Source organism: Paraburkholderia fungorum (genome assembly GCF_003610895.1).
GTDB classification, from domain to species: domain Bacteria; phylum Pseudomonadota; class Gammaproteobacteria; order Burkholderiales; family Burkholderiaceae; genus Paraburkholderia; species Paraburkholderia fungorum_B.
In genome coordinates this window covers 212,333-237,125 of sequence record NZ_MCAS01000004.1, presented here as the reverse complement: position 1 = coordinate 237,125, position 24,793 = coordinate 212,333, and the positions used below count along the sequence as shown (strand labels likewise).

The following is a 24,793-nucleotide window of genomic DNA, read 5'->3' as shown; positions in this document are numbered from 1 at the left end:
CCCCATGGGGACGCCCGCCTCGTCAGTTCAAAGTCAGTTCAAATCTTCAGCCCGTGCCGGCAATTGACGAATCAGGCTCCACACGGCCTCCGCTGCCGGCGACAACGAGCGGTCGCGCCGCCGCACCAGTTCGACCGTTCGCTCGGCGCGCGGCACGAGTGGCCGTGCCACCAGCGCGGCGCCCGCGGGCAACGGCAGGGCCAGCCAGGGCAGCACGCTTACGCCGACACCCGCCTCGACCAGCCCAAAAACGGTCGCGGAATGCCCCAGCTCCTGCACCACGGTGGCGTTCACGCCGTACTCCAGCATCACGGCGTCGATGATCGGCCTGCTGCCCGACGCGTAATCGAGCATGACGAGCTGCTGGCCGTCCAGGTCGGTCCATGCGACCCGCTCCCGCGCTGCCAGTGGGTGGTCGTCACGCGCGACGACGCAGAATGAATCCGTCATGAGCGATTCGCTAAGCAGGTCGTCGGCGGAAAACGGACCGATGATCACGCCGAAATCGACTTCGCCCGATTTCACCTTGCGCACCACGTCGCTTTGCACGTCGTCGCGCAAACCCAGGGTGACGTAGGGAAACTGGCGTCCGCACGCCGCCACCACACGGGGCATCAAGCGGCAGGCGACCGTCGGGCTCGCGGCCACCACCACGCGGCCGCGGCGCTGCTCGCCGATTTCGCGAATCTCGCGCAACGCATCATCCAGGTCCGTGAGCAGGCGCGAGACGCTCGATACCAGATTGCCGCCGACATCCGTGAGCTGCACTTCGCGCGTGGTGCGATCGATCAGCTTCAGACCGATCTCCCCTTCCAGTTCGCGCACGCAGCGGCTGACCGCCGATTGCGTCAGGCCGATCTCATCGCCGGCCCGGCTGAAGCTCTGCAACCGGGCCACCTCAATGAAAACCCTTAGCTGACGCAGCGTCACATTCATTTACCGACCTCATTAATAACTTCGTTTGATGCGCATTGTAAGGCGAATTGTCGCACCAGAGTCGTATTGAATGATCTCGCTGCAATGCAGCAATAAGGCGCAAACGCACGCTGGCCGGGCCTGATTGCACAAGATTGGTGATTGTCCCGATTTGCGAGATGGGTTTTTTGGATTCTTATACGCCCCTAGCTAGCGCCCGCGCTGGCCCGCTGTCACAGGGCTTTCAGGTAGTTGGACTCGACTTGGCACACTTTCTGCATTTACTTGCGTACAGGGTGGGCGCCATGACTTCTGACTGACATGAAACCGTGGCAAGCCCGCCCCCCCTTGGCACTCGCCTATCGAGTGCATGGAGAGTGCGCGGCGCGGGGCAGCGCACCGGAGTTAGCTTCGCTGAGGTGAAACATGATGCTGTTCGACGATTTGAGAGACAACGAGTGGGCGCTGGTCGAGGCGTTGTTCTGTGCGGAGCCAGCACGGAGCGAACGGCGCGGTCGGCCACGCGTGGAAGCACGCGCGGTTGTCAATGCCGTGCTTTGGGTGCTATCGACGGGCGAAGGCTGGTCCAAGCTGCCGGGCCGCTATCCGTCGCCGCCGACTTGCCGCCGTCGCTTCGACGAATGGCAAGCCGATGGTACGCTCGCCGAAATAGTTAAGCGACTCGGCACGAGCGGCCGTGAAATTTCGCTACGCGGCCGCATTGGTGCGACCGCGGCGAAACCGCCGGCACCGCCGAGCCGCGACCGCCTGCGTGGCGCGTTCTGGACCAATCCGGAATCGTGGCGCGCGCCGGTCAAGATGGCCTGACGCGAATTGTTTTGCCTCCGGGCGCCTGCGGGCGCCCGGCGTGTATCTGGGCCGCCGTGCGTTCGCCGTACGCCGTATGTCGGCGCCCGCCTGGCCTCTCATGGGCACCGCTTCCCGGCGCGCCCGGCGCAGCCGTCTCTTCCTTTCCGCCGATTTCACAATCGAGCCGCGCCAGACCTTTGGCGCGGCTCGATTGTTGCCGATGAAACATCCATTTACCATTACTTACAGCGTGCTTTCGTCACTCAGCATACCTTTATGTGTATGCAAACAGGCCTTGAATCGATCGGCTTGACGGGAGCTCAGCATGAAACCAATGTCACTGCTTCTGTGCGGCATTGTCGTTTCATCAATGGCCGCACCGGCGCTTGCACAGCAGCGCCCACAAGGCTGGAACGGACGGCCGGATCACGCGGCCACGGTTCAGGCCTGGCAGCAAAGCGATTCGCGCAGCCGCGACTTCACGCCGCCTGCGCCGCGTGGCGACCTGCGCGGCGATATCGCGAGCAATGCACGCATGCGGCCGGAACCGCCGCCGCGCGAAGATTCCACGCGCCGCCGCTAGCGGCAATGTACGGTATGGCGAATTGAACGATTGGGGAACCACCCGGCGCTGCGCCAGTCTGATTTAACGCCATTAGCACAGCGTGGCAGTAGTAATTCCGGTACGCCCGTATCCTTGCGATACGGGCTTTTTTTTGCCTCGAGGGGGGTTGGGCCGTCAGTCGGCGGGCGAACGGCGCGCACCGCACACAGTTGTTCGGCCGAGCAGCAACGCGGAGCGAAAAAGTCACCGCCAGCCGCGCAAAGCGGCCGGGAAACAGCGTTAGCTCACCCCTGCCCTAAGACCGGGCTTCGAGAGCCGCCGCAGGCTGCGTTTCGGCTGTGGCGACGACGTAGTCGTTCATTCGCTGCGCCGTCCAGCTCAACAGGCGCTCATCGTGCGCAAGTCTCGCGAACTCGGCCCGGCCTCGCTCAGTGAGCACGGCAATGTCGACCGGCGCATGAAAACCTGGGGCCGGAGCGACAGTGCGCTGCCGAACAGTGTCCATCAGGCCTAACGCGCGAAGATATTGGAAGACCCCTGGCCGTCTGGCCCATGGAACCTGGCGATATTGCGCCCGCCGCAGCGCTTCAAGTACCGCTTCGTTGGAATACGTGGTCATCTCACTTCTTTCTTAAAGTGCAGCTATGACACATCTATGCCCAACACGTCACCGCGCCACCAGTGACGCGCATGGCACCCGCCCTTGGCTGGACGCTGGCTGCATGCCATGCTCCGCCAGGTGCTGCCTGGTCTGATTTCCGGAACCCCCGACTGAACGGCATGTTAGCGTTCTCTCTGCGGGCCGACGATGCAACCGCTGCGGCGCGATAGCAAGCCCGTAGATTTGTCCCGAAAGACATACGTTACCCCATTTAAATTGATTCTATTCACTTTATTAGCGCTTTTTTTTGCAGCAATCGTGCTATGGAAACGCGCTCGCAAGCCTCTTGCCTTAGTCATGCTCGCACTGTGCTGGCTGCTCGCCACCGGCTGGCTCACGGCTCCGTTGCTGGCGTTGGCACAGCCGCACCGGCAAACCGACACGCCCACCAGCTTCGCGCCGCGCACCGCGATCATCCTGCTCGGCGGCGGCACCGCCTACGACGAAAACGATCTCCTCGTGCCGCCGCCTGACGTGATCGCGCGCATCGCAGTGAGCGCCGAAAACTATGCAGCCTGCAAGCGTACTGCGGCCACGTGTCAGGTGATCGTGAGCGGCGGCAATCCGCAGCGGCGCGCCGCCAGCGAGGCAGACACCTATCTGCCCTACCTGCTGCGCAAACAGGTGCCGCGTACGGACATCGTGCTGGAAAACCGCAGCCGCACGACTTATGAAAACGCGCGTAACGTCGCGGCTATTCTCGAACGCTCCCGCTACGATGCCCTCATACTCGTCACCTCCGCGTATCAGATGCCGCGCGCCTTGCTCGACTTCAATCGTTTCGGCTTCACGCCGCAACCGTTGATCTCGAGCGCGAGACACGCACGTCTCGGTGTAATGCCTCACTATGACAACCTGGTGAACGCCGAGCTGGCATTGCATGAACTGCTTGGCATCGCACAATTTCATGTCTATCGTGCAATCGGATGGTTTTGAATCTCACGTGTCGTAGTGAAACGATTTATTTAGAGATGCGAATATTCCTTGTATTGACAATGCATATTCGAGTTGAAGACCACGTCGTCTTCGATAATGATTGTGGATCGAACGTAACAAGATGTAACTAATTGTCATTAGCGTCACAAAACGTCCGCTGGAGCGGATTTTGCTGGCTAGAATGCATTGTCTTTCCGATTGGACAGGCAAATACTCGGGTCCATAACCACTCTGCGGAGGTAACAATGAAGAAAGTGTCCCTGGCGATCCTGATTTCCCTCGGTGCCGTAACGGGTGCAGCCTATGCGCAGGACAACGGCGTCATGATGAGTACCGATCCGGCCAAGGCCGCCGACGTCGAGCAACGCGCGCAAGAGTTGCAAAACCGCCAGCAAGCAATGGAAAGCGCACCGGCTATGCCGGCCAAACATCACAAGATGGCCCCCCATCATCACAAGAAGGCCGCCAAGGCCGACGCCGCCAGTTCGTAAGCGCCGCTTTCAGTCGCCGCTTTCACTCGCTGCAGTCAGTCGCGGTATCAGCATCATCCGCGGCGTTGCCGCAAAGACGAAAAGCCGAAGCCGGCACCGCCGGTTTCGGCTTTTTTGTTGTCTAATGAACTTGCCGCAGGCCCGCTGCGCCCCGCCGACGTTATGCTAAAGTCGCGCACCGACCGGCGCCCGCCGGAATCCCCCTAACCTGTGCGCACCTTGGTGCGGAGGACAGCATGAGCAACATTCAGCTAGATATCGAATGGACTGAAGCAGCATCTCGCAAAATCGAAAAACTGATGCCGCGCGGCGGTCAGGAAGCGTTCCTCGCGCTGCCGCCCGTCGAATGCCTGCCGATGGAAGGCGACGTGCTGTTTCTTGGCCCGGACGGCAAGCAGCAACCGTTCATCGTCGCGGAGCGCCAGTACCACCACGACGGCGACGCGGACTGGACCATCATTCTGATCCTCGACGTCCCGCAAGCCACGCATTAAAGACAAACGGCGAGCGCCGCGCGGACCGGATCCGGTCTCGCAACCCGCTCGCCGTTGTCCAGCCTTTTTCTACCCTCGCCGTTCACCCTCGCGAGCGCTCACGCGATTTTCGACACGACCCGAATTTCCGCGTGTTCGACCCAATCCGCTGCGGCTTTCTTGTAAGCCGCAATGTGCGCAGACCCGGCATGCGCCGCCAACGCTTCCTGGCTTGCCCAACGCTCGACAAACACGAACCGGCGCGGCTCCTGCACGTCCCGATGCAGGTCGTATTGAAGCGCACCCGGCTCCTTGCGCGTCGGCCCGACGATGCCTTCCAGCGCTTCGCGCAGTTGCTCTTCATAGCCCGGCTTTGCCACCGAGATTGCGACCACCGCGATTTCAGCCATGCCTGCCCTCCGTCATTTGAAGAAAAGCAGCAGCATACCCGCCACCCGCCAAACCTGCAGGCGGCCACGCGCTGCAGGCAGGCGCACGCGGCGGCGGGCGGGCTCACCATGACGCAAGGCAAGCCGCGCGCGCGAAACGTCTGAGCACCGTCCTTGCCTGGAGTTTGGCGGGCGGCCACTTACCTCCCTGCTACCCTCGGCTTCATACGCGTGATTGAATGCGTTTGAAAGGATCGGTCTTGCGCAAGGCGAAGCGCCCGTGACGCCCAGGTTACCCGTCGTACGACGGCCGGTCTGCCGGGCACCCGGCCACGTCGCGCGTCTGTGATAACCCGCACATTCATGCAAAGTGCGAACTGATAGACTGATTTTGACAAATCCCGCCGGAGTCCAGCATGGCTGGCATTGCTCTCCGCGTTCCCGGGCTGTACCCACCTTGCCCTACCGACGCCTGGGCCGTGCCCCCGTTGCGCGCTGAATCTGTTCGCGCGCCCCATTACCCGCTCGCCGCGATGCCGCCATGCCAGCTCTCATGCCCGCCTTTATGCCTGCCCTTATGCCAACCGTCAGCGAATTGACCCTGCGCGGCCTGCTGCCGCATCTGGTCCGGGACGAGTCCGGCTGGACCGCCACATGGCGCGCGCTAACCCTGCATAGCGTGTTCCAGCCGGTATTGTCCGTCACGCATCAGTGCGTGGTCGGCTATGAGGGCCTGTTGCGCGCGTTCGATCCGGTCGGCCTGCCGGTATCGCCAGAGGTGCTGTTCTCCGGCACGCGTTCGGCCGCCGACGCGCGTGAACTCGACCGCATCGCGCGTTGCCTGCATGTGGCGAATTTCATGGAACAAGGCATCAGCACCGGCTGGCTGTTTCTGAATACGCGTCCTCAGGTGTTCGAGACCGGCTGGCCGCAGCGTACTTTCATCGACGAGCTCTCCGCGCACTTCGGCCTGCCGCAGGAGCGCATCGTGATCGAAGTACTCGAACAACCCGCCGACGATGAATCCGCCGTCGCCAGCATGCTCGCGGCGTCGCAGCCACGCGATTTTCTGATTGCGATCGACGACTTCGGCACCGGTTTTTCGAACTTCGACCGTGTATGGCGCTTTCGCCCCGACATCGTCAAACTCGACCGCTCCCTGGTCGCACGAGCGGGCAAACGTGAAGGCGACGATTCGATGATCAGTCACCTGATCGCGATGCTCCATCAGTCCGGCACGCTGGTGCTTGCCGAAGGCGTCGAAACCGACGAAGAACTGATGATCCTGATGCAGGCCGATGTCGATTTCGTGCAGGGTTTCTGGCTCGGTCAGCCGCAGAGTTCGGTGCAGGCGGCATGTGCCGCGGTGCCGGCGCTGATCGACTCGATGTGGGCCAAGTTCGCCGCCTACGAACACGCCCATGCCGGTCACCAGCGGCTTGGCTTCGAGGGGTTCGCCGAAGCCGTGCTCGCCGCAGCCGAGGCCTTCAAAGCAACCGGCGATCTGCAGCAGGCGGCACAAAAGATCTGGCACCTGCGCGAGGCGCGCCGGGTGTTCATCACCGATGGTCAAGGCGAACAGACTCAAGCGTCGATCGCGGCCGCCTCGGTGCCGCCCCCGCCGTCGCGGCTCGCACCGCTCTACACCGATACGCGCAGCAACTGGTCGCGGCGGGCCTATTTCAAGCACGCGCTCGCCGCTCCCGGGCGCGTCGCGATGATGGGTCCGCACTATTCGCTCGCGGACGGCCAGGACTGCTACACGGCGGCCATTGCGTTCGACCGTGACGGCACGCATGTGCTGTGCGTCGACTTCGTGCCGGCGACGTCGGCCTCCGATAAACGCTCTGGCGGACGCGCAGGCAAACGCTGAGCTTCTCTGCCGGTTGCGCTGCGCTGCGGGTTGGCAATCGGCAATTGGCAATTGGCAATCCGCAACCTGCGCCTCGGCGGCTCTGCCTTTGGACCCCGTCACTCCCTTTAGAGGCTTGAAGCTTTAGCCACTTCAATCCGCTTCAATCCGCTTCAATCCTCTACCCGCCCGCGGCCTGATTTGATCTCGCTGCGCTTCGCTTTACTGTCGAGGCGGCGCCGATTCGAAGCGCGCGTCGGCCGGGTCGCAACGCGCGGCTTGCGCGTCACGCTCACGCTTTCGATCAGTTCATCGAGCCGCGCCAGCGCCGCTGCGCGGTTCATCTCCTGGGTGCGATGCTCCTGCGCCTTGATGATCACCACCCCGTCGCGCGTGAGCCGATGATCGGACAGAGCGAGCAGGCGCATCTTCAGCACCTCCGGCAACGACGATGCCTGCACGTCGAAACGCAGATGGATGGCACTCGAGACCTTGTTGACGTTCTGACCGCCCGCTCCTTGCGCGCGCACTGCGGTCAGTTCGATTTCGTTCGGCGGGATCGGATAGCGGGATGTCATGACTGGATTAGGCTAGGAGATGCAAGTGTACACAGCGCGCGGCCGATTACGGACGACGGGCTATCAGGCGCGGCCGCCGATGCGAAAAACCATTTGCATCGGGACAGCCGGTTCGTCGATACTGCGGTTTTCGCTTACAGCGTAAATTTATATGAAGCTCCGTCCGGGTTTTGTGCTGGAACTGGTCGTCAACTTTCTGCTGCCATGGCTTGCTTACCGCTTTGCGCTGCCGCACCTCGGTGAAACCGGCGCCCTGATCGCCTCCGCCGTGCCGCCGATCGTCTGGAGCCTGATCGAACTGGTGCGCTTCCGGCGCGTCGACGCGCTCAGCGTGATGGTGGTGGCAGGCATCGTGCTGTCGGTCGCGGCCATGGCGCTGGGCGGCAGCCCTCGCATGCTGTTGCTGCGGGAGTCGCTGGTGTCCGGCGCCGTGGGCGTGGTGTTTCTGCTGTCGTTGCCGATGCGCCGCCCACTGATCTTCTATCTCGCACGCGCCACCGTCGCCCGCGAGATGGAAGGCGGCGCCGAGCGCTTTGAAATGTTGTGGCGCGAGCGGCCGGGGCTCGTACGTGCAATGCGGTTCATGACGCTGGTATGGGGCGTCGGTCTGACCGGTGAAACGGCGCTGCGCGCATGGATGGCGCTCACCTGGCCGATCGAGCGTTTCCTGGTGGTCTCGCCGTTCATTGGCTATGGCATTTACGGCGGCCTGGCCCTGTGGACGATGTGGTACCGCAAGAACATGCGCAGCCGTTCCGAAGCACACACGCAGCCGGACGGGGCCGCGAGCTGAGCACGGTCTGGGCCGCTCCACGCTACCGCGCGATGCGCCACGCCTCCGCAATTCGCGCGGCGAGACCCGAGTCGCGCTGTGTCGGTGTTGCTATTGCCTGCGCCAGCACGGCGCGCGCGCCGATCACCTCCACCCGCTCGCGCGCGCGGGTAATCGCCGTGTACACGAGTTCGCGCGACAACACGCGGCTGAACACCGACGGCAGCATCAACACCGCATGCTGGAACTCCGAGCCTTGTGACTTGTGAACCGTGAGCGCGAAGGCCGTATCGTGCGGCGGCAGCGCTGCCGGCGACACGGCCCGCAGATCGCCGTCACCCGTACGGAAATACACGCGCAATGCGCCACCCGCGCCCGGCAGCGCAATGCCGATGTCGCCGTTGAACAGACCCAGCGCGTAATCGTTACGCGTGACCATAACCGGACGTCCGGCGAACCACTGTGCACCGACAGCCAACGTCACGCCCGCCGAGCGCCGCACTTGCGCGGCCATCGCGGCGTTGACCTGATCGACGCCGCGCGGCCCCGAGCGCGTCGCGCAGAGAATCCGAAAGCGGTTCAGGGCATCGAAGAGCGGCAACGGGTCCGGTGTATCGGCGGCCAGCGCTTCGGCAAGCGCCTGCGCGTACGCCGCGAAACCGGCTGCAAGCCGCGCGACGGTGCGATCGGCAAGCGTTGCATGCGTGTCTTCGTATAGCGCCGCCGCGCAGGGTTCGGCGGGATCGATGCGCAACGCTTCGAGCGCCACGCCGGCCGCGCCGTTCCGGATCGCCAGAGACAAACGGCCGATCGGCGATTCGAGACCGAATCGATAGTTGCGCTCGAGCCAGACCACGCTGTCGGCGAGCGGGTTTTCAGCGGGCGCAGGCGATGGCCCTCCGGTAGTCGGCTCAGCACTATTCGCGAAGAGATCGTCACCGGGTAGTTCAGTGAAGGCGCGCTGCGCATCGGCATCGCCGAACAGGTCATCGGGAGGCGCATCAAAAACGTCCGGTGCGCCTGCATATGCCACAGACCCGTCATGCCCTTCGTCAAAGCCGCCCGACGCAGCCGGCAGCGCTCGCGACAACCGCGCTGCCTCAATGCCAAGCGCCCCGGCGATCCGCTGCAGTCCGTTCTGCGTAAAAGCGGGCCGCGCGCTGAGCTCGGCAAACACCGCACCGGCCTCGACAGCGGCGAGTTGATCCTTGTCGCCCAGCATCACGAGACGTGTCTGCGGGGCAATCGCATCGAGCAGATGCACCGCCATCGCGACATCGATCATCGACGCCTCGTCGATCACGACGACGTCGTAAGGCAGCGGGTTGTCGCGATGATGCCTGAAGCGCCCGCCCGGCCCCGAACCGAGCAGCCGATGCAAGGTGTACGACGTCTGCGGCAAACGCGCCGCGAGTTCGGGCGGCAAATCGCCGGCGCGGGCGAGCAGGGCTTCCTGCATCCGTTGCGCGGCCTTGCCGGTGGGTGCCGCCAAAGCAATTCGCAGATCGGCCCGCGCATCCAGCAAACACGCAAGCACACCGACCACGGTCGTCGTCTTGCCGGTGCCCGGGCCGCCGCTCACGATGGTCAACCGACCGGACAGCGCCATGACCGCCGCAACACGTTGCCAATCCACCTCGTCGTCCTGCGGCGCGCCGAAATAGCGCAGCAGGCGTTCGTGCAGCGTTTGGGCGGTCGTGTCCGCACTCGCGCGAATGCCGGTATCGGCCGCAGCGCGCGCATGCTCACGAGCCCGCCCCTCTTGCACCTGGCCGCCGCCTGCATGCATCACCAGCGAGCGCGCGAGGCGCCGCTCGTAGTCGTAATAGCGCGCCAGATACAGCCGCCCTTGCCCGTCGATCACCAACGGCCGCAACGCCGACGCGCTCTGCGTGCCGTCGCTAGCCATGCCGCTTGCGAACAGCGCCGCGCGCACTTCCGCGCTCGACGCCTCGAAGCGCCGCGCCAGCACGGCAAGCGGCAGGCACACGTGCCCTTCGGCAGTCGCCCGGCTCGCGGCGAAAGCAGCCCGCGCCGCCCACCTCACCGCCTCGCCCGACGCGCCGCCGCGTCTCGCCAGCGTGCCGATGCGGCGCGCGAACCCTTCGGCAAGCGCGGTGCTGAAATCTGCCGGCGCGGGTAGATTCACCCCAATGTCATCGAGCTCCGGCGGCGCGGAAGATACCCGTTCGAAGGCGCTCATGCGACACCTCCGATCATCGCCGCGTCGAGCAGCGCCACCAGTTCGAATGCGGGGCGCCGCATATGCACGCCCGCCGGCCCATCGGCATCGCGCCACTGCGGACGAACGCCGCGCACGAACAGGTAGAGATAGCCGCCGATGTGCGTGTCGTATGCGTAGTCGCGCAGCCGCGTTTTCAGATAGCGATGCAGCGCCACCGTATAGAGCAATGCCTGCAGGTGATACGCGTGGCTCGCCATGGCTGCTTCGAGCGGCGCCGCGCCATAATCGGCGGCAGTATCGCCCAGATGATTCGACTTCCAGTCGACGATCCAGAAGCGCCCGTCGTACTCGACGATCATGTCGATAAATCCTTTGACGAAACCGCGCAACACGCCGGGCTCCAGCGCCACGTCGGGATAGCCGTGTTCGATCAGCAATTCGCGCAACGCAGGAAAATCGAGCGAAGGCGCGGCAAACAGAAATTCGAGTTCGTTCAGACGCCGCTGCGGATTCAAATTGGCAAGCGCCATGCCGGGCACGAGCTCGGTGCTCACCACATCCGCAATCAGCTGATGCATCATGGCCGGCAAACGCACCGCGAGTTCGGGCACCGCCGGCGCCGGGCGCTCGCGCAAGGCGCCCCTGATAGCCTCCGGCCAGGTCTGCGGATCAGTGAAATCCGCGAGTTCGAACATGCGGTGCAGACACTCGCCCGCCGCCGCGCCGCGCGGGAACGCGAGAATGTCGTCCTGCGCGCGGGGCGGTGCTTGCGGCACCGGCACAGACAACGGCACAGGCTCGAGCGCATCGACGATCTCGTCGTGATCGGGACGCACCTCTTCCGCCGGCACATGCCCCTCCTCGGCTTTGCTGCCCGCGGCAATCAGGCCGCTGAAGCTCGCCATGCGCCATTGATCGCGCAACGGCCGCCGATTGGCACGCGCCTGCATTCGCGCACCGCTATCCTGGAGGCTTTCCAACGGCACCCGGCGCCCCACTTCCGGCAACGCCTGCAACGTGATCGGGCCGCCTGCCAGCGCCCGCCATCGTTCGGACAAGGCGGCTTCGTCAGGCGGATCGGTGAGCCAGTCGTCAAAGCTGTGCCCGTTGCCGGCCACCAGCCAGTTCAGCACGCTGCGGCGAGACTCCCTTGTGGAACGCGATGAAAGATAAGTCCCGGCAACCAGATAGCAGCGATACACCGCACGGGTCAGCGCCACATAGACGAGCCGTGCCCGTTCGGCCGCCTGCTCGCGCGCCGCGTCACGCGATGCGCGTTCGGCCTCTTCGTCATCGCAACCGTAGTGCAGCACTGCGCCGCCGGTTTCGTCGTGATACTCGCGTGCATCGGGCAAGCCGGACGATGGCGGCTCACGCAGCGCACCGTCGTTCAGAAACGGGCAGAACACGACCGCATATTCCAGCCCTTTCGATTTGTGGACGGTGACGATCTGCACGAGATTGCGATCCGACTCGAGCCGCAACTGCGCGTCTTCACCACCGCCTTGTGTACGTTGCGCGGCGAGCCAGCGCAAAGTCGGCGCGATGCCGGGTTGCGTGGCGGCCCGCGCCTGCACGAGTTCGGCCAGATGATTCACGTTGGTCAGGCGGCGCTCGCCGTCCGCTCCGGCCACCAGCCGTTGTGCGATGCGCAGCTCGCGCATGAGCGTGCGCCACATCAAGGCGAAGCCGCGCTCGTGCCAAAGCGAGCGATAGCGCGAGAAACGTTCGACCCAACCCATCGCGTCCGCGGCATGCGCGGGATCGTCGGCTGGCGCCGGCGCGTCGGCGACCTGTTCGAGGCGCCACAGCGCGGCGGCGTCGAGACCCAGCCAGTCGGTGGCGAGCGCGGCGCGCAACCGGCGCAGATCGCCCGGCGTATCGACCGCGGCCAGCACCCGCTCGATCTGCTCGGCGTCGAGCGTCGCGAACACCGAAGCCTGCGCCAGTTCCACGCTGCCGACGCCCCACGACGCCAGCACACGCTTGATCAGACTGCCCTGCTTATGCGTTTGCACGAGCACCGCGATATTGCCCGGCGCGAGCGGCACGTCGCCGATCGTCACCGCTCCTTCGCGTGCGCCGCGCAGGAGCCGCACGATCTCGGCGGCACAGGCTTCGCTCGCCGCGCGCTGCGCTTCGCGTTTGGTCAACGCCGCGTCGCCTTGCGGCAGGGTCCAGATGCGGAAATCACCCGCACCTGCCTCCGGTTCGGAGAAAGGCGGCCGACGCCGCTCGCCGGCCCGCACGGGCTGATAGTCCAGACCGTCGAGCACGAACGCCTGCGGATTCGCTTCGAATAGCCGGTTGCAAGCCTCGACGATCGGCGCGGTCGAACGCTGATTGACCGCGAGCGTGTAGCACGCCGAAGCCGCTTCGCGCGCCGCCAGATAGGTATGCAGATCCGCCGCGCGGAAGCTGTAGATCGCCTGCTTCGGATCGCCGACCAGAAACAGCGGACCGGCCGGCGCGAAGATGCGGCTGAAAATCGCGAACTGCAACGGATCGGTATCCTGAAACTCATCGATCAGCGCGGCCGGATAACGCGTGCGCAACGCATCGGCGAGCCAGGGGTTAGCCGCGAGCGCGCGATACAGATTGGACAGCAGGTCGTCGAACGACACCACTCTGCGCGTGCGTTTGCGTGCCACCAGTTCGGCGGGCGCGTAGTCGAGCCAGGTCTCGATAAGCGAAAGCCAGCGCGCGCGTTGCGTGGCTTCCGCCGCCACGACGGCCGCGGCCAGCGCCTCGGCGTGCTCGAAGAACGGATGCTCGGGCGGTTCGAACTTGACCTTGGTGGCCTTCTTCAACGCCGACACCGTCAGCTTCAAGGCCGCCTTTGGCGGCGGCGCATGGCAATCGCCCTGGGCGAAGTATTCGGTCCACGCCGCGATGGCGGCGCTCACGAGATCGGGCTTGTGCGAAGTCTTGCTCAGACGGTCTTGCGCTTCGCCGAGCAGACGAACGATTACGTCGCGCTCCGCCTGCCAGACTGCGCACGCAGCATCGAAACGTGCCTGCGGATCGGCATCGTTTCCACCTGCATCGACCTTGCCCCAGCGCAGCTGCGCCAACGGCTTCTTCAAGCGCCGCGCGAGTTGCTCGTCGAGCGACGCGGGACCGGCGCGTTTGGCCACGAGCCATGCCGCGAAAGCAGGATGCGCGTAGGCCACCGGCTCCACTTGCTCACGCCAGAAATCGGCCGCCATTTCGAAACGCAGCGCAGCGTCGTCGGCCTCCATTTCGAACGCGAACGGCATGGCCGCGGCGAACGGCGCTTCCTGCAAGGCGCGCTGGCAGAACGCGTGAATAGTGTGAATCGCGGCCTGATCGAACGTCCGCAATGCGCGGCGCACGACCTTCAATGCGCTCTCGCGATCGATGCCTCGCTCCGGCGCAAGGGTGGTTTCAAAGAGACGCCGGATAAACGGATCGCCGCCGTCGTCGGTATCGATAGCACGATCCAGTTCCGCGAGCCGCCCGCGAATCCGTTCGTGCAACTCCGCCGTCGCCGCCTTCGTAAAGGTCACGACCAGAATCTGATCGGCGTTGAGGTTCTTTTCGAGCAGCAGCCGCACGTACAACGCGCAGATGTTCCAGGTCTTGCCGGTTCCCGCCGATGCCTCGATCTGATTGACGCCGTCGAGAGAACAGGCGAAGACGTCGAGCTCTTCCGCAACCAGTGCGTGATGGTGAACGGCGCCGCTCATGATGCGCTCCGCAGATGCTGCACGAGCGGTTTGAAGACGATCGAGGCAAGACTGCCGAACGGTTCGTCGAGCGTCAGTGGCGTGCCGCGCAGCGCGATGCGCAAGGCGGGGTCGTCGGATTCGCCGCGCACACGATCATTGATCCACACGCCCTGCGCCGCTGAATCGCTCTCACTGACCTTCACCCATGCGCTCTTCGGAAAAAAACGCAGCGGCAGCATGCGCCCGGCCCTGAACAACGCGGCAAGCGGCGCCAGTTCGGCGAGCGGTGCGGCAACCGGCGTGAGTTCAAAGCTCTCGCCGCTGCCATGCCAGACCGTGCGGCGCGGGCCGTTCGGCTGCGCCGCGCAGTAGACCAGATGCGCGAGCCACGCCGACAGATAGTCGCGCGCAGTCGCTTTGGCGTAGCGGAAAATCACTTGTCCGGTTTCAGTCAGCAAATTCAAGGTGCCATGCAGTTGCAACGGTGCTTCGGCCGCTTTACGCAGCGCCGCGTCATGAGGTCCGAAGAGCGTATCGGCGATCCCGGCACTATCGGGCCAGCGCGGCGCGATATCGAGCACGAACGGCAACCGCTCGACACCCGAGGCGACTTCGCGGCGCACGCTGTCGGCGAGTTGACGCAGCGCGCCGAGTTCGCGCGAGCGCCATACCGCGCCGGTCGCACCGCCCGGCAGTTCGGGACTGGCCGCGGCAACACGGCGCACACGCTCGAACATGCTGTCTTCGTCTTCGGTCTCGCTGCCGAGCAGTACGGGCAGGAGCCGTTCCGCCAACGCATCCCGGCCGGACCAATCGAGTTCGAACGGCTCGGTGTCGAGCAATTCGCCCTGCGCATCCGACAACACAATACCCAGGCGATCGCGCAACAAGGCACGGGCGGGATGGCGCCAGAACCGCACGAATTCATCGAAGGCAACGGACGTGGTGTCTTCAGCCGGCAGCGGTTGATCGAAGAACGGCGCGGCCGCCGGATGCTGCGGCGCGGCCAGCAAACTCGCCAGCTCCGCGCGATCCACGTCGTAAGTAAAAAGGCCGCGCTGCGACGAGAAATAGTCCGACGCGAACGCCTGCAACGGGTGATCGATGATGAACGCATGCCGTGCGGCTTCGACTTCCGTGGGACTCGCCCCTTCGCCCGCCGACACTTGCGCGAGGTGATCGAGCAATTCGTCGACCAGCGCGGCCGGCGGCAGCGGCGCGTTGTCGCGAATGCTGCGGCCGGTATAGGCGATGAACAGCCGGTCGCGCGCAGCCAGCAGCAGGTCGAGGAACAGATTGCGTTCGTCGTCGCGGCGCTGCCGGTCACCCGCTTTACCGAACGCGGCCATCAGGTCGAATTCGTCAGCGCGGGCGAGACTCGGCAACACACCGTCGTCCATGCCGAGCAGACAGACGATGCGATAGGGCAAGCCGCGCAAGCTGGTCAGCGACGAAAACGTCACGCTCCCCCAGGGCACGCCGCCGCGCGCGGGATCGTCGAGCGCCTCGGTGAGCGCGCCGCGCACCACGGTAGCCGGCAACATGATGTCTTGCGCGCCCGCCTGCATCGCTTCGCCCGCCTGCATCGCTTCGCCCATCTTGTCGATGGCGTCGCGCACGGCCGCCATCGAATCGGCAAACTCCACGCCGCCGTCGAAACACTGCGCGAGCGTTTCGAGCAGCAATTGCGTCCATTCGGCCGGGGTCTGCTCGCGCGCGCAGCGCTGCGCGAAGCTTTCGATATCGTCGACAAAATGTGACAGGCGGCCGAGAAGCTCGGCCTGCGACCCATCCGCGCCTTCAACGGGCAACCATGCATCCACCGGCTCGCCGCCATCCGGCATCGCGTAGCCGAGGTACAGCCGGGTCAGCGCATCGGCAAACGTATGGCGCGCAACCGGCACGTGCTCCCCGGTCGGCTCGCCAGGCACCAGCCCGCGCCGCGCACCGGCTGCCGCAAGCCACTCCTGCGCGGTTTCGAGCGCACCGGCATCGATTCCGTAGCGCGTGGCGATCGCGTCGACCCGCAACCATTCGATCAGATCCGGCGCGCCCACGCTGCGCTCGGGCAAAGCCAGCCAGTCCAGCAGCAAACGCGCGACCGGATTGGCCTGCGAGGGCGGCAAGCCGGTAATCCGATAGGGAATGCGGCGCATATCGCCAGGAGGCGCAGTGCCGAACACCGCGTCGATCAGTGGTCCGGCGGCGGCGAGATCGGACACGGCAACCAGCACGTCGGACGGCTGCAGATCGTCGAACTCGTCGAACCACCCAAGCAGCCGGTCATGCAACACTTCAAGCTGGCGCGACAGGCTGTGGCATACGTGGACCTCGATGCCGTTCTCGATGGGCAAGTCGTCTGTATCTGTTTCCGCCCGCAGATCGAGGATGCCGTTCTGCACGGCCGCAAGCCAGCTCGGTTCCGGATTCCCGGTGAATTCGCCGGTCTCGCCGGATGCGGCGCTCTCGGTCAGTTCATGCAGCATGTGCAGTTGCGCCTGCGTCTGACGGCCCCACTCGGCGAGGAGCGGATGACCCACCTCCTGATAATCGAGCTGGCCCGCGGCATCGAGCGCTTCGACACGGCCTGCGCTGACCACGTCGAACCAGAACTCGCGGCACGGGTTCAACACGTACAGCCGCACGTCGACCCAGCGCGAAAGCGCGCGCAGCAATGCAACGTGCAGCGGCGGCATGGTGGGCAGCGCGAACACGCTGACCGCTTCGGGCCACCGCGCGTTCGAGATGGCCTCCAGATCGAGCGTGCCGATTTCCTCGAGAAAGCGATACGCGGGCGGCAAGGCCGCTGCGGGCGTTTGCGCGTTGCCCGCCACTTCGGCGAGTACGGCGCGCCACAGCGCCGCTTGCCAACGCTCGTCCTCACGCGCCGCCTCGCTTGCGCCGACCAGACGCGGACCGGTGTCTCCCGCGGCACCGCTCGCGAAAATCGAACCGCCCTTCTGCCATTGCAGCAACCATTCCGGACGATAGGTCAGATAGTGGTCGAGAACGGTGGCCACGCGACGCGCCAGTTCATAACGCATCGACGCATCCGCCGCGTCGAGATAAGTGCGCAGACGCGGCGAGGCGTTCCACGGCAAGGCTTCATCCGCTTCTCCCAGCAGCCGGTAGCAACGCCAGACAAGCCGGTCCGGCGCGAACGGCGAATGCCTCGGCACTTCGATTACGCCGCCGATTTGCGCCCATAGCCACTGCGCGAGGTAAGCAAAATTGACATTCGCGCAGATACCCTGGCGAGCCGCGATATCGAGCTCGAGCCGGCGCCGCACCGCCGCGCTGGGAACGATCACGGGCTGCGCGCTCCAGGGATCGGACGGTGCCTGCGCCAGGTCGTCGAGCAGCGCGCCGACAAGCGTTTCGTAGCGGTTCGAGTAGAAGAGTTGGAGCATGGATCCCGGGGAAGCAGGCGGCGCGAGCGGAACGCCCTGGCCGCGACAGATACTGAAGCGACAGCATAACAAACGCGCTCCCAGGGCATAACCTGGCCGAACGGACGAGGTCTGATCAGGTACAAAATCAGTTAGACTCGACGGCAGTTCAGGTCTGCCCCGGGTCGGCCCGGGTCGACCTTTTCAACCGCGTTTTCTCAGTGAATGGAATTCAGGCAGTCGATGCGCTATTCGGTTGAAATAAAAAAATTCCTTTACAGCCAGTACTTTTATGGCGGCCTGCGCATCGCAGTCGGCGTGTCGTTACCGGCCATATTGTGTCTGATCGTATTTCACGATCGCGAACTCGGCTTTACGATCGCGACCGGCGCACTCGGCGCATGTGTGGTCGATATGCCGGGTCCGCTCAAGTACAAGCACAACGAGATGCTGGCGTGCACGGTGATCGGCTTCCTGTCCGCGCTCGCCACCGGTCTCGCTACCGTCAATGCGGTCGCGCTATGGTGCACGGTTGTGCCGCTCACGTTCGTGCTCTCGTTGATCGTCGTGTATGGCAACCGCTGGCCGCAGATCAGCTTCGCCACGCTGTTCATGATGGTCATGACGCTGGAGGAGCACTTCACGCCGATGCAGGCGCTCGTCAATGCGTCGTGGATTCTGGTGGGCGGTCTCTGGTACACGTACTGGTCGACCTTCGTGAGCCGCTGGATGATGCATCGCATCGAACAGCAGGCGCTCGCCGAAAGTGTGTTCGCGTGCGCGGACTATCTCCTCGCACGCGCCGCCTTCTACGACCTCGATAACGATCTCGACGAGTGCTATCGCAATCTGGTCGACAAGCAGATCTCCGCGGTCGATCGCCAGGATGCCGCGCGCGACATCGTGCTGCGCAATCTGCCGAAACTGAAAACCGGCCGGCTCGAACCGCGCCGGGCAATGCTGTTCAATCTGTTCATCAATACCGTCGATCTGCACGAGCTGTTTGTCGGCACGCATGTCGATTACTCGCTGGTGCGCAACACGTTTGGCGGCTCCGATCTGCTGGTGTTCTACCGCGATCTGATTCGCAAATCCGCAGCCGATCTCGAGGAAATCGGGCTCGCGGTATTGCAAAACCAGCCGCCGCGTATCCGCGTGAATGTAAAAGCCGAATTGCGCGCCATCGAGTTCGAGATCGACCAGATGCGCAAGCAGGACCTGGCGGCCAAAAACCCCGAGGCCTATTCCGCGGTATCGTCCAGCTTCCGGCGCATCTGGAGCGCCACGCGCCTGATCGACAAGATGCGCAAAAGCCTGTCGAGCGATCCGGGCGTGTCGGAAACCGAGACCGAACTTCGGCTCGACCAGGCGCTGTCCCGCTTCGTATCCAGCCGCCGCGTGCCGTTCGGGCAGATTCTCTCCAATCTGACGATGGCCTCACCGAGCTTTCGCCATGCGCTGCGCGTGACGATTGCGGTCGCCGTGGGTTTCTGGCTCGGCCGTCTGCTGCCGCTCACCAATGCATACTGGATCGTGATGACCACGGTCATCATTCTGAAGCCGGGCTATTCGCTGACCAAGCAGCGCAACGGGCAGCGGATCGTCGGCACGCTGATCGGCTGTGCGGCGAGCATCGCGTTGATGATCTTCGTCAAGGAGCCGCATATCCTGCTGGTGGTGATGTTCGCGTCGATGGTGATGAGCTACAGCCTGTTGCTGTTCAATTACACCGCGAGCGTGGTGTTCACGTCCTCGTACGTGCTGCTCATGTTCCACCTGCTCGCACCGGGCAGCATGCGCATCATCGGCGAACGCGCGATCGATACGGTGGTGGGCTGCGCGATCGCGATTGCGGCAAGCCACCTGTTCCCCTACTGGGAATACCGGCTGATGGGCAAGCTGGTCAACAACATGATCAACGCCACGCGGCAGTATCTGGAAGCGAGCTGGTGGTGGAGCGGCAAGCCGGCCGCCGCTGTGGTGGCCACGGTCACCGAGGCCGGGGCGTTTGCACCCGCCGCGGCAATGGCCGATCCGGCGATCGAATTCGCCAAGCCGGTGCGCGCGGCGGCAAACGTTGCGGCAAGTGCGAGCGGCACCACCAGCTCAAGCAGCGCCGGCAGTACCGCCACGCTCAGCAATGCGAACACCAAGCCGGCCGGCGGCGCATCTCCGGCCGCTGTCGCCGCTGCAACCGCGCTCGATCGGGATTATCGCTACCGGCTCGCGCGCAAGAACGTCCACGTCGCGTTTGCCAATCTGGGGCAGGCGTTCCAGCGCATGATGCTCGAGCCGAAGTCCGCGCAGAAGTTCGTGCCGGAATTGAACGACCTGCTGGTGCGCAGCCATGTGCTCGCCTCGCAGATCACCGCGGCCGCGCCTTTGCTGCGCACCTCAGCGCAGCAAGCCGACGGCGTCTCGCTACAGCCGTTGCAACGTGCGCTGAGTGTGGTCCGCGACAATCTGACCGAGGCCGAAGCAGGTAGCGCATCACCCGCCGAACAGGCCGAGCAGGTCAAACAATTGACGCGCGAGTTGGATGCGATGGTGGTCGAGACGGAGAAATCGCCTGATTACTCGGCAGACGCCGTGCACGACATGAAATTGCTCGCCCATCAGTGCAAGCAGATGCTGACGGCGTCGGCGCAGATTCGCAAGGATGCGAGCGTGATTCGCCTGCCGGAAGAGTGACACAAAGTGTCACACGACGACGGTCGCAACAACGGCCGGGGCTCGTCGCCCGTCGTGCGCGGTGTTTTCATCGCAGGCTTTCAACGCCCGTCTGCAATCAACACCGCACAAGGCGTGGCCGCCGGATCAGCCGCGATGGCGGATCGGCAATCGGCCGTGTCGTCCGCCTTGATCGCTTGTACCGTCCGCCTTACTGTGCGGCGCCGCTCGCGGGCTTGGCCACCGCAGCCGCCGCGTCCGAGGAAATCGTCGGCGCCGGCTCGTTCTGACGATCGAACTCACGCTTTTCCGTGATGGCGTTGTAGAAGAGCGTGGCGATCACCAGCAGCACCGCGACCACGATGAAAATAGCAATGCCGAAGGTCGGGTTCTTCTTGCGCGGCGGTTTGTTCATGAGGCGGGCTCGGTTCGCGAGGCAATCGCGGATAGTGTCTGGGAAGGCGGCATTCTACGCCCACTGAGCTTGCGCGTGCCTTGCACTCAACGCCCCTCCACCACCGCCGAAGGCCGCACCGGCAGCGCCGTCGAATATTTGATCTGCTCCATCGCAAAACTGGAACTCACGTCATACAGCGGCACGGCGGCGATCAGGAGCTTATAGACGCGATCGTAGTCGTCGATATCGGACACCACCACGCGTAACAGGTAGTCGGTTTCGCCGCTCATCCGGTAAACCTCCACCACCTCCGGAATCTCCTGCACCGCACGCGTAAAGGTCTGCGCCCAGGCCTCCGTGTGCTGGTTCGTTCGCACCGCCACGAACACGGTCGTGCCCACGCCGAGCTTGCGCGCATCGCACAGCGCCACCTGGGCGCGGATCACGCCCGTCTCTTTCAGACGTTGCAGCCGCTTCCAACACGGCGTTTGCGACAGATTCACGCGCTGCGCCAGTTCGGCGATCGGCATCGTTGCGTCTTCCTGCAACAGTTCAAGCAGCTTCCGATCGATGATATCCATTCCCATCATCACGCCCCTATAGGAAATTATTCTACTTTTAAGACTATGAGTGGAATTATATGGAAACTCTTTCTCCACGCAAACGGGTATAAATGTCTCTATCAAAAAATAGCCGATACGCAGCCATGCAGCTGCGCAGCCATCATGAGCCAAGACCTCCGTTCAACACCTGTCGCCCACTCCTCCGCCCACGCCATGCAGTTTGCCGGGGCGCACGAAACGCCCACGCGCGCGCACCGCACCGCGCCGCTCGCGCACCTGTGCGAGGCGCTCGATGCAATGTTCGAAGCCTGCGTGAAATTCCCCGAACCTTCGCATTCGAGCTTCTTCGCGCGCAGCATGCGCATCGCGCTTGCCGAAGCCGCGGCGAACCCCGCCTTGCTCACCCCGGCACAACGCGAAGGCTCCGCGGAAAATTACCGGCGCCATCTGCTCGCCGCCGATCCGCACGGCCGCTATGCGATCGCCGCGCTGGTGTGGCTGCCACACCAGGCAAGCCCGGTGCACGCGCACCACACCTGGTGCGGCTACGCGGTACTCGACGGCACGCTGAGCGAAACGGTCTTCGAATGGAACGGCGCACAGCATTGCGCAAGCGCCACCCGAACACAAGCACGCAATGCGGGTGCCGTGTCGTTCGTGCGGGGCGGCCGAGGCGGCATTCACCGGCTCGGCAATTGCAGCGACGCGCCCGCCGTCTCGCTACATATTTACGGCGTCGCGGGCGCGCAACTCTCGACGCACGTCAACGACATCGTGCGCACCGCCGACACCCCGGCGCTCGTCTGAAACCGGCATCTGGCGCACTCAGTTTTTGCCGCCCGCATCGCCCGCGGTCGGAATCTGCGGCGGGATCGGCGCGGTCTGCCCGGTCGGTGGCGGCGCCGGACGCGGTTCGTGCGAGACATCGCGCGCCGCCGCTACGGCAACGTGCGCAGCCCGCACCGAGGCGCCCGTCCCGGCATGCATGTGCTCATGCCCGTGCGCGAGCTCATCGTCCTGCAAAGGCTGTCCTTCACTATCCTTCGATGACGTGTACACACGCATCTGCGGCACCGGAATCTCGATGCCGGCTTCGTCCATCTTGCGTTTGAGCCTCAGATTGAAGGCACGCGCCACGCTCCATTGCTGCAACGGCCGCGTCTTGATCTGCCCTTTCACGACCATCCAGTTCGGATCGAAACGGTCGAGCCCCCACACCTCGATCGGCCCGAGCATTTCGCGCCGGTAGCGGAAGTCGGCCATCAGATCGGCGCCGACTTCGCGAATCAGTTGCGTGATCTGATCGACGTCGGTCGAGAACGACATCCGCACTTCGAACACCGCATAGGCGAAATCGCGCGACAGGTTCTTGACGATCTTGATCTGCGAGAACGGAATCGCGTGAATCGCGCCTTGCCCGTCGCGCAAACGGACGGTGCGGATCGACAGATGCTCGACCGTGCCCGCATGGCCGCCGTCCACGTCGATCCAGTCGCCGACCGAAATCGTATCTTCGATGATGATGAACAGCCCCGTGATCAGGTCCGTCACGAGCGACTGCGCGCCAAAGCCGATCGCGAGACCAATCACGCCGGCGCCGGCCAGCAGCGGCGTCACGTTGATGCCCAGGTTCGCCGCGGTGACGATGCCGGCAATCGTCATGATCGACACCAGCAGCACGTTGCGCAGCAGCGGCAGCATCGTGCGCGCCCGCATGCTCGGATTGCGCGACTTGTTGCGCAGACTGCCTGGATTGAGCGTTTCGGTGATCGCGGTGTCGACCAGAATCCACAGCAGCCATGAAATGAACACCGTCGCGATGATCGCGGTCACCGCATGCGCAATCCCCCGCGCCGCAACGTTCTCCTCCACGACTTCCGCGAGCGAGACGCCCCACAGGCGCGCCGCCAGTTCAAAGAAGAGCAGCCAGATAAACAGCGTGAGCAGCGTGCCGCAAAAGCGCAGCAGGCGCGACAGATAAGGCGAGCGGCGCCGCGCGCGCGGGCTGCGCGGGCGCGTCATGCGCAACACGACGGCCGACAGGAAAAATGCGAGCACCAGCAACAGTGCGGTCACCACCGAAATCTGCAGGACGTTTTCGCTGGAACCCGAGCCGCCGAGCGTGGCGACCACTGACGCGGTGGCAAGCACCAGCACCGGCACGTGCCAGAGCGAGGCGAGCACGTCGAACGCGTCGGTCGCGGCCTTGTGGTCGTTACGCTGCTCGTAAGCCCGGTTGCGGATCAGATGCGCCACGGGCCGGCGGAACGCCAGCGCGAAATAGCCGGTAAGCACGGCAGCGGTCATGTTGGCGGCGGTCGAAATCAGCGCGGCGAGATTCGAGCCGAGCTGATGCTCCACGTCGTAGTTGACCGCCGCGTCGCCGAGCGCGGCGCATACGCCCACCACGAACAACATGCGCCGCGCGTGATCGAGCAGCAGGCGCACCGCAACCCGCCGATGCCCCGAGCCGAACAACGAAAACATGATCAGACAGATCGCCGAGAACACTGCGCCCGCGACGATCGCGTAAGCCACCACCATGCCGAGCGTGCGGCCGAGCGAATCGGGCATGGCGCGCACGAACAGCAAGGCGGCGAGAAAGGCGACGATCCACGGCCCGACGCGGCGCAGCGCGAAGATCAGCAGTTCGCGCGTGGTGGGATTCGGGTTGAGCCCCAGCACGATGCCAAAGCGCCGGTACAACCGGTGTTGCACGTAGATCAGCGCGCCGGCGCACGCCCCCCAGCCGGCCAGCATGGCAATCATCGAAAAGAGGACGCGCCCGAAGCTCTCCTGCCCCTGACCCGAAATGATCGTGTAGAGCTCGTTGCCGGCCGCGTTGAAGCGTCCGCCCCAATAGCGCACTGGCGTGCGGCCCTGATGCACATCGGATTCGAACGACGCGATGCCCGACGCGATCGCCCCGAGCAGGCCAGGACTCGGCTGCGCGGGCGCGGGGGGCGTGACGTTTTGCGAGACCTCGCGCAGCTTTTTGAGCTGGGCGACGAGTGCGGTGCGCTGCCGGTCGTTGTCGAGCGTGGCGATCACGCTGTCGAGCGAGCGCGCCAATTCGGCCTGGCTCGCGGGCGACGGCGCCGACGCCGCGTCCGCGGACGAGGCGCCCGAGGCGGCGGACGCAGGCGTCGCTGTCGCGCTATTGATCAGGCTCTGCAACGCCGGAATGACCGGCGTGCCGGTGCCGGCGGCCTGCACCACGGTGGGCATCCAGCCGAGGCAGACGATCAGCGCAAGGCAGACCGTAGCCGCCCACGCGCCGAAGCGCGCCGCAACGTGGGCGCGAACACCACGTCCAGTGCTGCATTCGGTCTGACTGGAAGGAAAATGAAAGTCGGCGCGAGTCGCCGGTTGTCCGCCGTTAGACGGCGCGGCCCCGGACTCACGCCGCAATGGGCATGCCTGCATGGCAATCCGCAAGAAAACGGGAGACGCCA

The 24,793-nt window shown here is 64.5% G+C and carries 18 protein-coding genes and 1 pseudogene; 9 read left to right on the top strand and 10 right to left on the bottom strand.

Annotation, left to right across the window (positions count from 1 at the left end; all coding sequences use genetic code 11):
- Nucleotides 1–33: 33 nt before the first annotated feature.
- A complete protein-coding gene (locus tag BCY88_RS06150) occupies nucleotides 34–936 on the bottom strand; it encodes a LysR family transcriptional regulator (RefSeq protein ID WP_120343403.1) in 903 nt (300 codons plus the stop codon).
- A gap of 408 nt (nucleotides 937–1,344) precedes the next feature.
- On the opposite strand from BCY88_RS06150, the pseudogene BCY88_RS06145 reads away from it, so the two are divergent.
- Nucleotides 1,345–1,740: pseudogene (locus BCY88_RS06145) on the top strand (transposase); the annotation flags it as partial.
- Between the two features lie 310 nt (nucleotides 1,741–2,050).
- Nucleotides 2,051–2,308: a hypothetical protein gene (locus tag BCY88_RS06140; protein ID WP_120343402.1), complete on the top strand. Its 258-nt coding sequence runs from the start codon at nucleotides 2,051–2,053 to the stop codon at nucleotides 2,306–2,308.
- 277 nt (nucleotides 2,309–2,585) lie between these two features.
- Here the strand turns inward: BCY88_RS06140 and BCY88_RS06135 are convergent, their stop codons facing one another.
- Nucleotides 2,586–2,909 carry a hypothetical protein gene (locus tag BCY88_RS06135; RefSeq protein ID WP_120343401.1) on the bottom strand — a complete coding sequence of 108 codons (324 nt, stop codon included), beginning with the start codon at nucleotides 2,907–2,909 and terminating at the stop codon, nucleotides 2,586–2,588.
- A gap of 258 nt (nucleotides 2,910–3,167) precedes the next feature.
- On the opposite strand from BCY88_RS06135, the gene BCY88_RS06130 reads away from it, so the two are divergent.
- The 3 genes from BCY88_RS06130 (at nucleotide 3,168) to BCY88_RS06120 (ending at nucleotide 4,872) form a co-directional block, all read left to right on the top strand.
- Nucleotides 3,168–3,887 (top strand): YdcF family protein, encoded by a 720-nt coding sequence (locus tag BCY88_RS06130; RefSeq protein ID WP_404935678.1) that lies wholly within the window; start codon nucleotides 3,168–3,170, stop codon nucleotides 3,885–3,887.
- A gap of 245 nt (nucleotides 3,888–4,132) precedes the next feature.
- A complete protein-coding gene (locus tag BCY88_RS06125) occupies nucleotides 4,133–4,378 on the top strand; it encodes a hypothetical protein (protein WP_028199747.1) in 246 nt (81 codons plus the stop codon).
- A gap of 236 nt (nucleotides 4,379–4,614) precedes the next feature.
- The gene (locus tag BCY88_RS06120; protein WP_007182306.1) at nucleotides 4,615–4,872 is read left to right on the top strand and encodes a hypothetical protein; all 258 of its coding nucleotides are present in this window, start codon (nucleotides 4,615–4,617) and stop codon (nucleotides 4,870–4,872) included.
- A 98-nt stretch (nucleotides 4,873–4,970) separates the two neighbouring features.
- Here BCY88_RS06120 and BCY88_RS06115 read toward each other — a convergent pair whose 3' ends face one another.
- Nucleotides 4,971–5,261 (bottom strand): putative quinol monooxygenase, encoded by a 291-nt coding sequence (locus tag BCY88_RS06115; protein ID WP_120343399.1) that lies wholly within the window; start codon nucleotides 5,259–5,261, stop codon nucleotides 4,971–4,973.
- 556 nt (nucleotides 5,262–5,817) lie between these two features.
- Between BCY88_RS06115 and BCY88_RS06110 the strand changes: the two genes are divergently transcribed.
- Entirely contained in the window at nucleotides 5,818–7,113 is a 1,296-nt protein-coding gene (locus tag BCY88_RS06110; protein ID WP_120343398.1) for a sensor domain-containing phosphodiesterase, read from the top strand.
- Between the two features lie 152 nt (nucleotides 7,114–7,265).
- Here BCY88_RS06110 and arfB read toward each other — a convergent pair whose 3' ends face one another.
- Nucleotides 7,266–7,670, bottom strand: a complete 405-nt coding sequence (gene arfB / locus BCY88_RS06105) for an alternative ribosome rescue aminoacyl-tRNA hydrolase ArfB (protein ID WP_120292934.1) — start codon at nucleotides 7,668–7,670, stop codon at nucleotides 7,266–7,268.
- Nucleotides 7,671–7,821: 151 nt separating this feature from the next.
- On the opposite strand from arfB, the gene BCY88_RS06100 reads away from it, so the two are divergent.
- Entirely contained in the window at nucleotides 7,822–8,463 is a 642-nt protein-coding gene (locus tag BCY88_RS06100) for a VC0807 family protein (RefSeq protein WP_120343397.1), read from the top strand.
- Nucleotides 8,464–8,485: 22 nt separating this feature from the next.
- Here the strand turns inward: BCY88_RS06100 and BCY88_RS06095 are convergent, their stop codons facing one another.
- Genes BCY88_RS06095 through recC form a run of 3 tightly spaced genes read right to left on the bottom strand, consistent with a single transcriptional unit; the run spans nucleotide 8,486 to nucleotide 17,729 of the window.
- Complete coding sequence (locus BCY88_RS06095; protein ID WP_120343396.1) at nucleotides 8,486–10,645, bottom strand: AAA family ATPase; 2,160 nt, start codon at nucleotides 10,643–10,645, stop codon at nucleotides 8,486–8,488.
- Entirely contained in the window at nucleotides 10,642–14,337 is a 3,696-nt protein-coding gene (gene recB / locus BCY88_RS06090; protein WP_120343395.1) for an exodeoxyribonuclease V subunit beta, read from the bottom strand. The genes BCY88_RS06095 and recB overlap by 4 nt, the downstream gene beginning before the upstream one ends.
- Nucleotides 14,334–17,729, bottom strand: coding sequence for an exodeoxyribonuclease V subunit gamma (recC, locus tag BCY88_RS06085; protein WP_120343394.1), 3,396 nt, complete (start codon nucleotides 17,727–17,729; stop codon nucleotides 14,334–14,336). Before recC ends, recB begins: the two co-directional genes overlap by 4 nt.
- Before the next feature lie 222 nt (nucleotides 17,730–17,951).
- Between recC and BCY88_RS06080 the strand changes: the two genes are divergently transcribed.
- Nucleotides 17,952–20,399, top strand: a complete 2,448-nt coding sequence (locus tag BCY88_RS06080; RefSeq protein ID WP_120343393.1) for an FUSC family protein — start codon at nucleotides 17,952–17,954, stop codon at nucleotides 20,397–20,399.
- A gap of 190 nt (nucleotides 20,400–20,589) precedes the next feature.
- Here BCY88_RS06080 and BCY88_RS06075 read toward each other — a convergent pair whose 3' ends face one another.
- Together BCY88_RS06075 and BCY88_RS06070 are read right to left on the bottom strand one after the other, a co-directional pair.
- Nucleotides 20,590–20,793 (bottom strand): hypothetical protein, encoded by a 204-nt coding sequence (locus BCY88_RS06075; protein WP_120343392.1) that lies wholly within the window; start codon nucleotides 20,791–20,793, stop codon nucleotides 20,590–20,592.
- A gap of 86 nt (nucleotides 20,794–20,879) precedes the next feature.
- Nucleotides 20,880–21,362 (bottom strand): Lrp/AsnC family transcriptional regulator, encoded by a 483-nt coding sequence (locus BCY88_RS06070; protein ID WP_120305114.1) that lies wholly within the window; start codon nucleotides 21,360–21,362, stop codon nucleotides 20,880–20,882.
- A gap of 189 nt (nucleotides 21,363–21,551) precedes the next feature.
- Here BCY88_RS06070 and BCY88_RS06065 point away from each other — a divergent pair, with 189 nt between their 5' ends.
- Nucleotides 21,552–22,145, top strand: a complete 594-nt coding sequence (locus BCY88_RS06065; protein WP_120343391.1) for a cysteine dioxygenase family protein — start codon at nucleotides 21,552–21,554, stop codon at nucleotides 22,143–22,145.
- Nucleotides 22,146–22,163: 18 nt separating this feature from the next.
- Here BCY88_RS06065 and BCY88_RS06060 read toward each other — a convergent pair whose 3' ends face one another.
- Nucleotides 22,164–24,764 carry a mechanosensitive ion channel family protein gene (locus BCY88_RS06060; RefSeq protein ID WP_120343390.1) on the bottom strand — a complete coding sequence of 867 codons (2,601 nt, stop codon included), beginning with the start codon at nucleotides 24,762–24,764 and terminating at the stop codon, nucleotides 22,164–22,166.
- Nucleotides 24,765–24,793: the final 29 nt, after the last annotated feature.

Bases quoted from the DNA above. Each gene is read 5' to 3' on its own strand.
- arfB (WP_120292934.1), bottom strand. From the start codon at position 7,670: ATGACATCCCGCTATCCGATCCCGCCGAACGAAATCGAACTGACCGCA.
- BCY88_RS06070 (WP_120305114.1), bottom strand. From the start codon at position 21,362: ATGGGAATGGATATCATCGATCGGAAGCTGCTTGAACTGTTGCAGGAA.
- BCY88_RS06120 (WP_007182306.1), top strand. From the start codon at position 4,615: ATGAGCAACATTCAGCTAGATATCGAATGGACTGAAGCAGCATCTCGC.
- BCY88_RS06150 (WP_120343403.1), bottom strand. From the start codon at position 936: ATGAATGTGACGCTGCGTCAGCTAAGGGTTTTCATTGAGGTGGCCCGG.
- recC (WP_120343394.1), bottom strand. From the start codon at position 17,729: ATGCTCCAACTCTTCTACTCGAACCGCTACGAAACGCTTGTCGGCGCG.
- BCY88_RS06065 (WP_120343391.1), top strand. From the start codon at position 21,552: ATGCAGTTTGCCGGGGCGCACGAAACGCCCACGCGCGCGCACCGCACC.
- BCY88_RS06115 (WP_120343399.1), bottom strand. From the start codon at position 5,261: ATGGCTGAAATCGCGGTGGTCGCAATCTCGGTGGCAAAGCCGGGCTAT.
- BCY88_RS06095 (WP_120343396.1), bottom strand. From the start codon at position 10,645: ATGAGCGCCTTCGAACGGGTATCTTCCGCGCCGCCGGAGCTCGATGAC.
- BCY88_RS06125 (WP_028199747.1), top strand. From the start codon at position 4,133: ATGAAGAAAGTGTCCCTGGCGATCCTGATTTCCCTCGGTGCCGTAACG.
- BCY88_RS06075 (WP_120343392.1), bottom strand. From the start codon at position 20,793: ATGAACAAACCGCCGCGCAAGAAGAACCCGACCTTCGGCATTGCTATT.
- BCY88_RS06100 (WP_120343397.1), top strand. From the start codon at position 7,822: ATGAAGCTCCGTCCGGGTTTTGTGCTGGAACTGGTCGTCAACTTTCTG.
- BCY88_RS06135 (WP_120343401.1), bottom strand. From the start codon at position 2,909: ATGACCACGTATTCCAACGAAGCGGTACTTGAAGCGCTGCGGCGGGCG.
- recB (WP_120343395.1), bottom strand. From the start codon at position 14,337: ATGAGCGGCGCCGTTCACCATCACGCACTGGTTGCGGAAGAGCTCGAC.
- BCY88_RS06080 (WP_120343393.1), top strand. From the start codon at position 17,952: ATGCGCTATTCGGTTGAAATAAAAAAATTCCTTTACAGCCAGTACTTT.
- BCY88_RS06140 (WP_120343402.1), top strand. From the start codon at position 2,051: ATGAAACCAATGTCACTGCTTCTGTGCGGCATTGTCGTTTCATCAATG.
- BCY88_RS06060 (WP_120343390.1), bottom strand. From the start codon at position 24,764: ATGCAGGCATGCCCATTGCGGCGTGAGTCCGGGGCCGCGCCGTCTAAC.
- BCY88_RS06110 (WP_120343398.1), top strand. From the start codon at position 5,818: ATGCCAACCGTCAGCGAATTGACCCTGCGCGGCCTGCTGCCGCATCTG.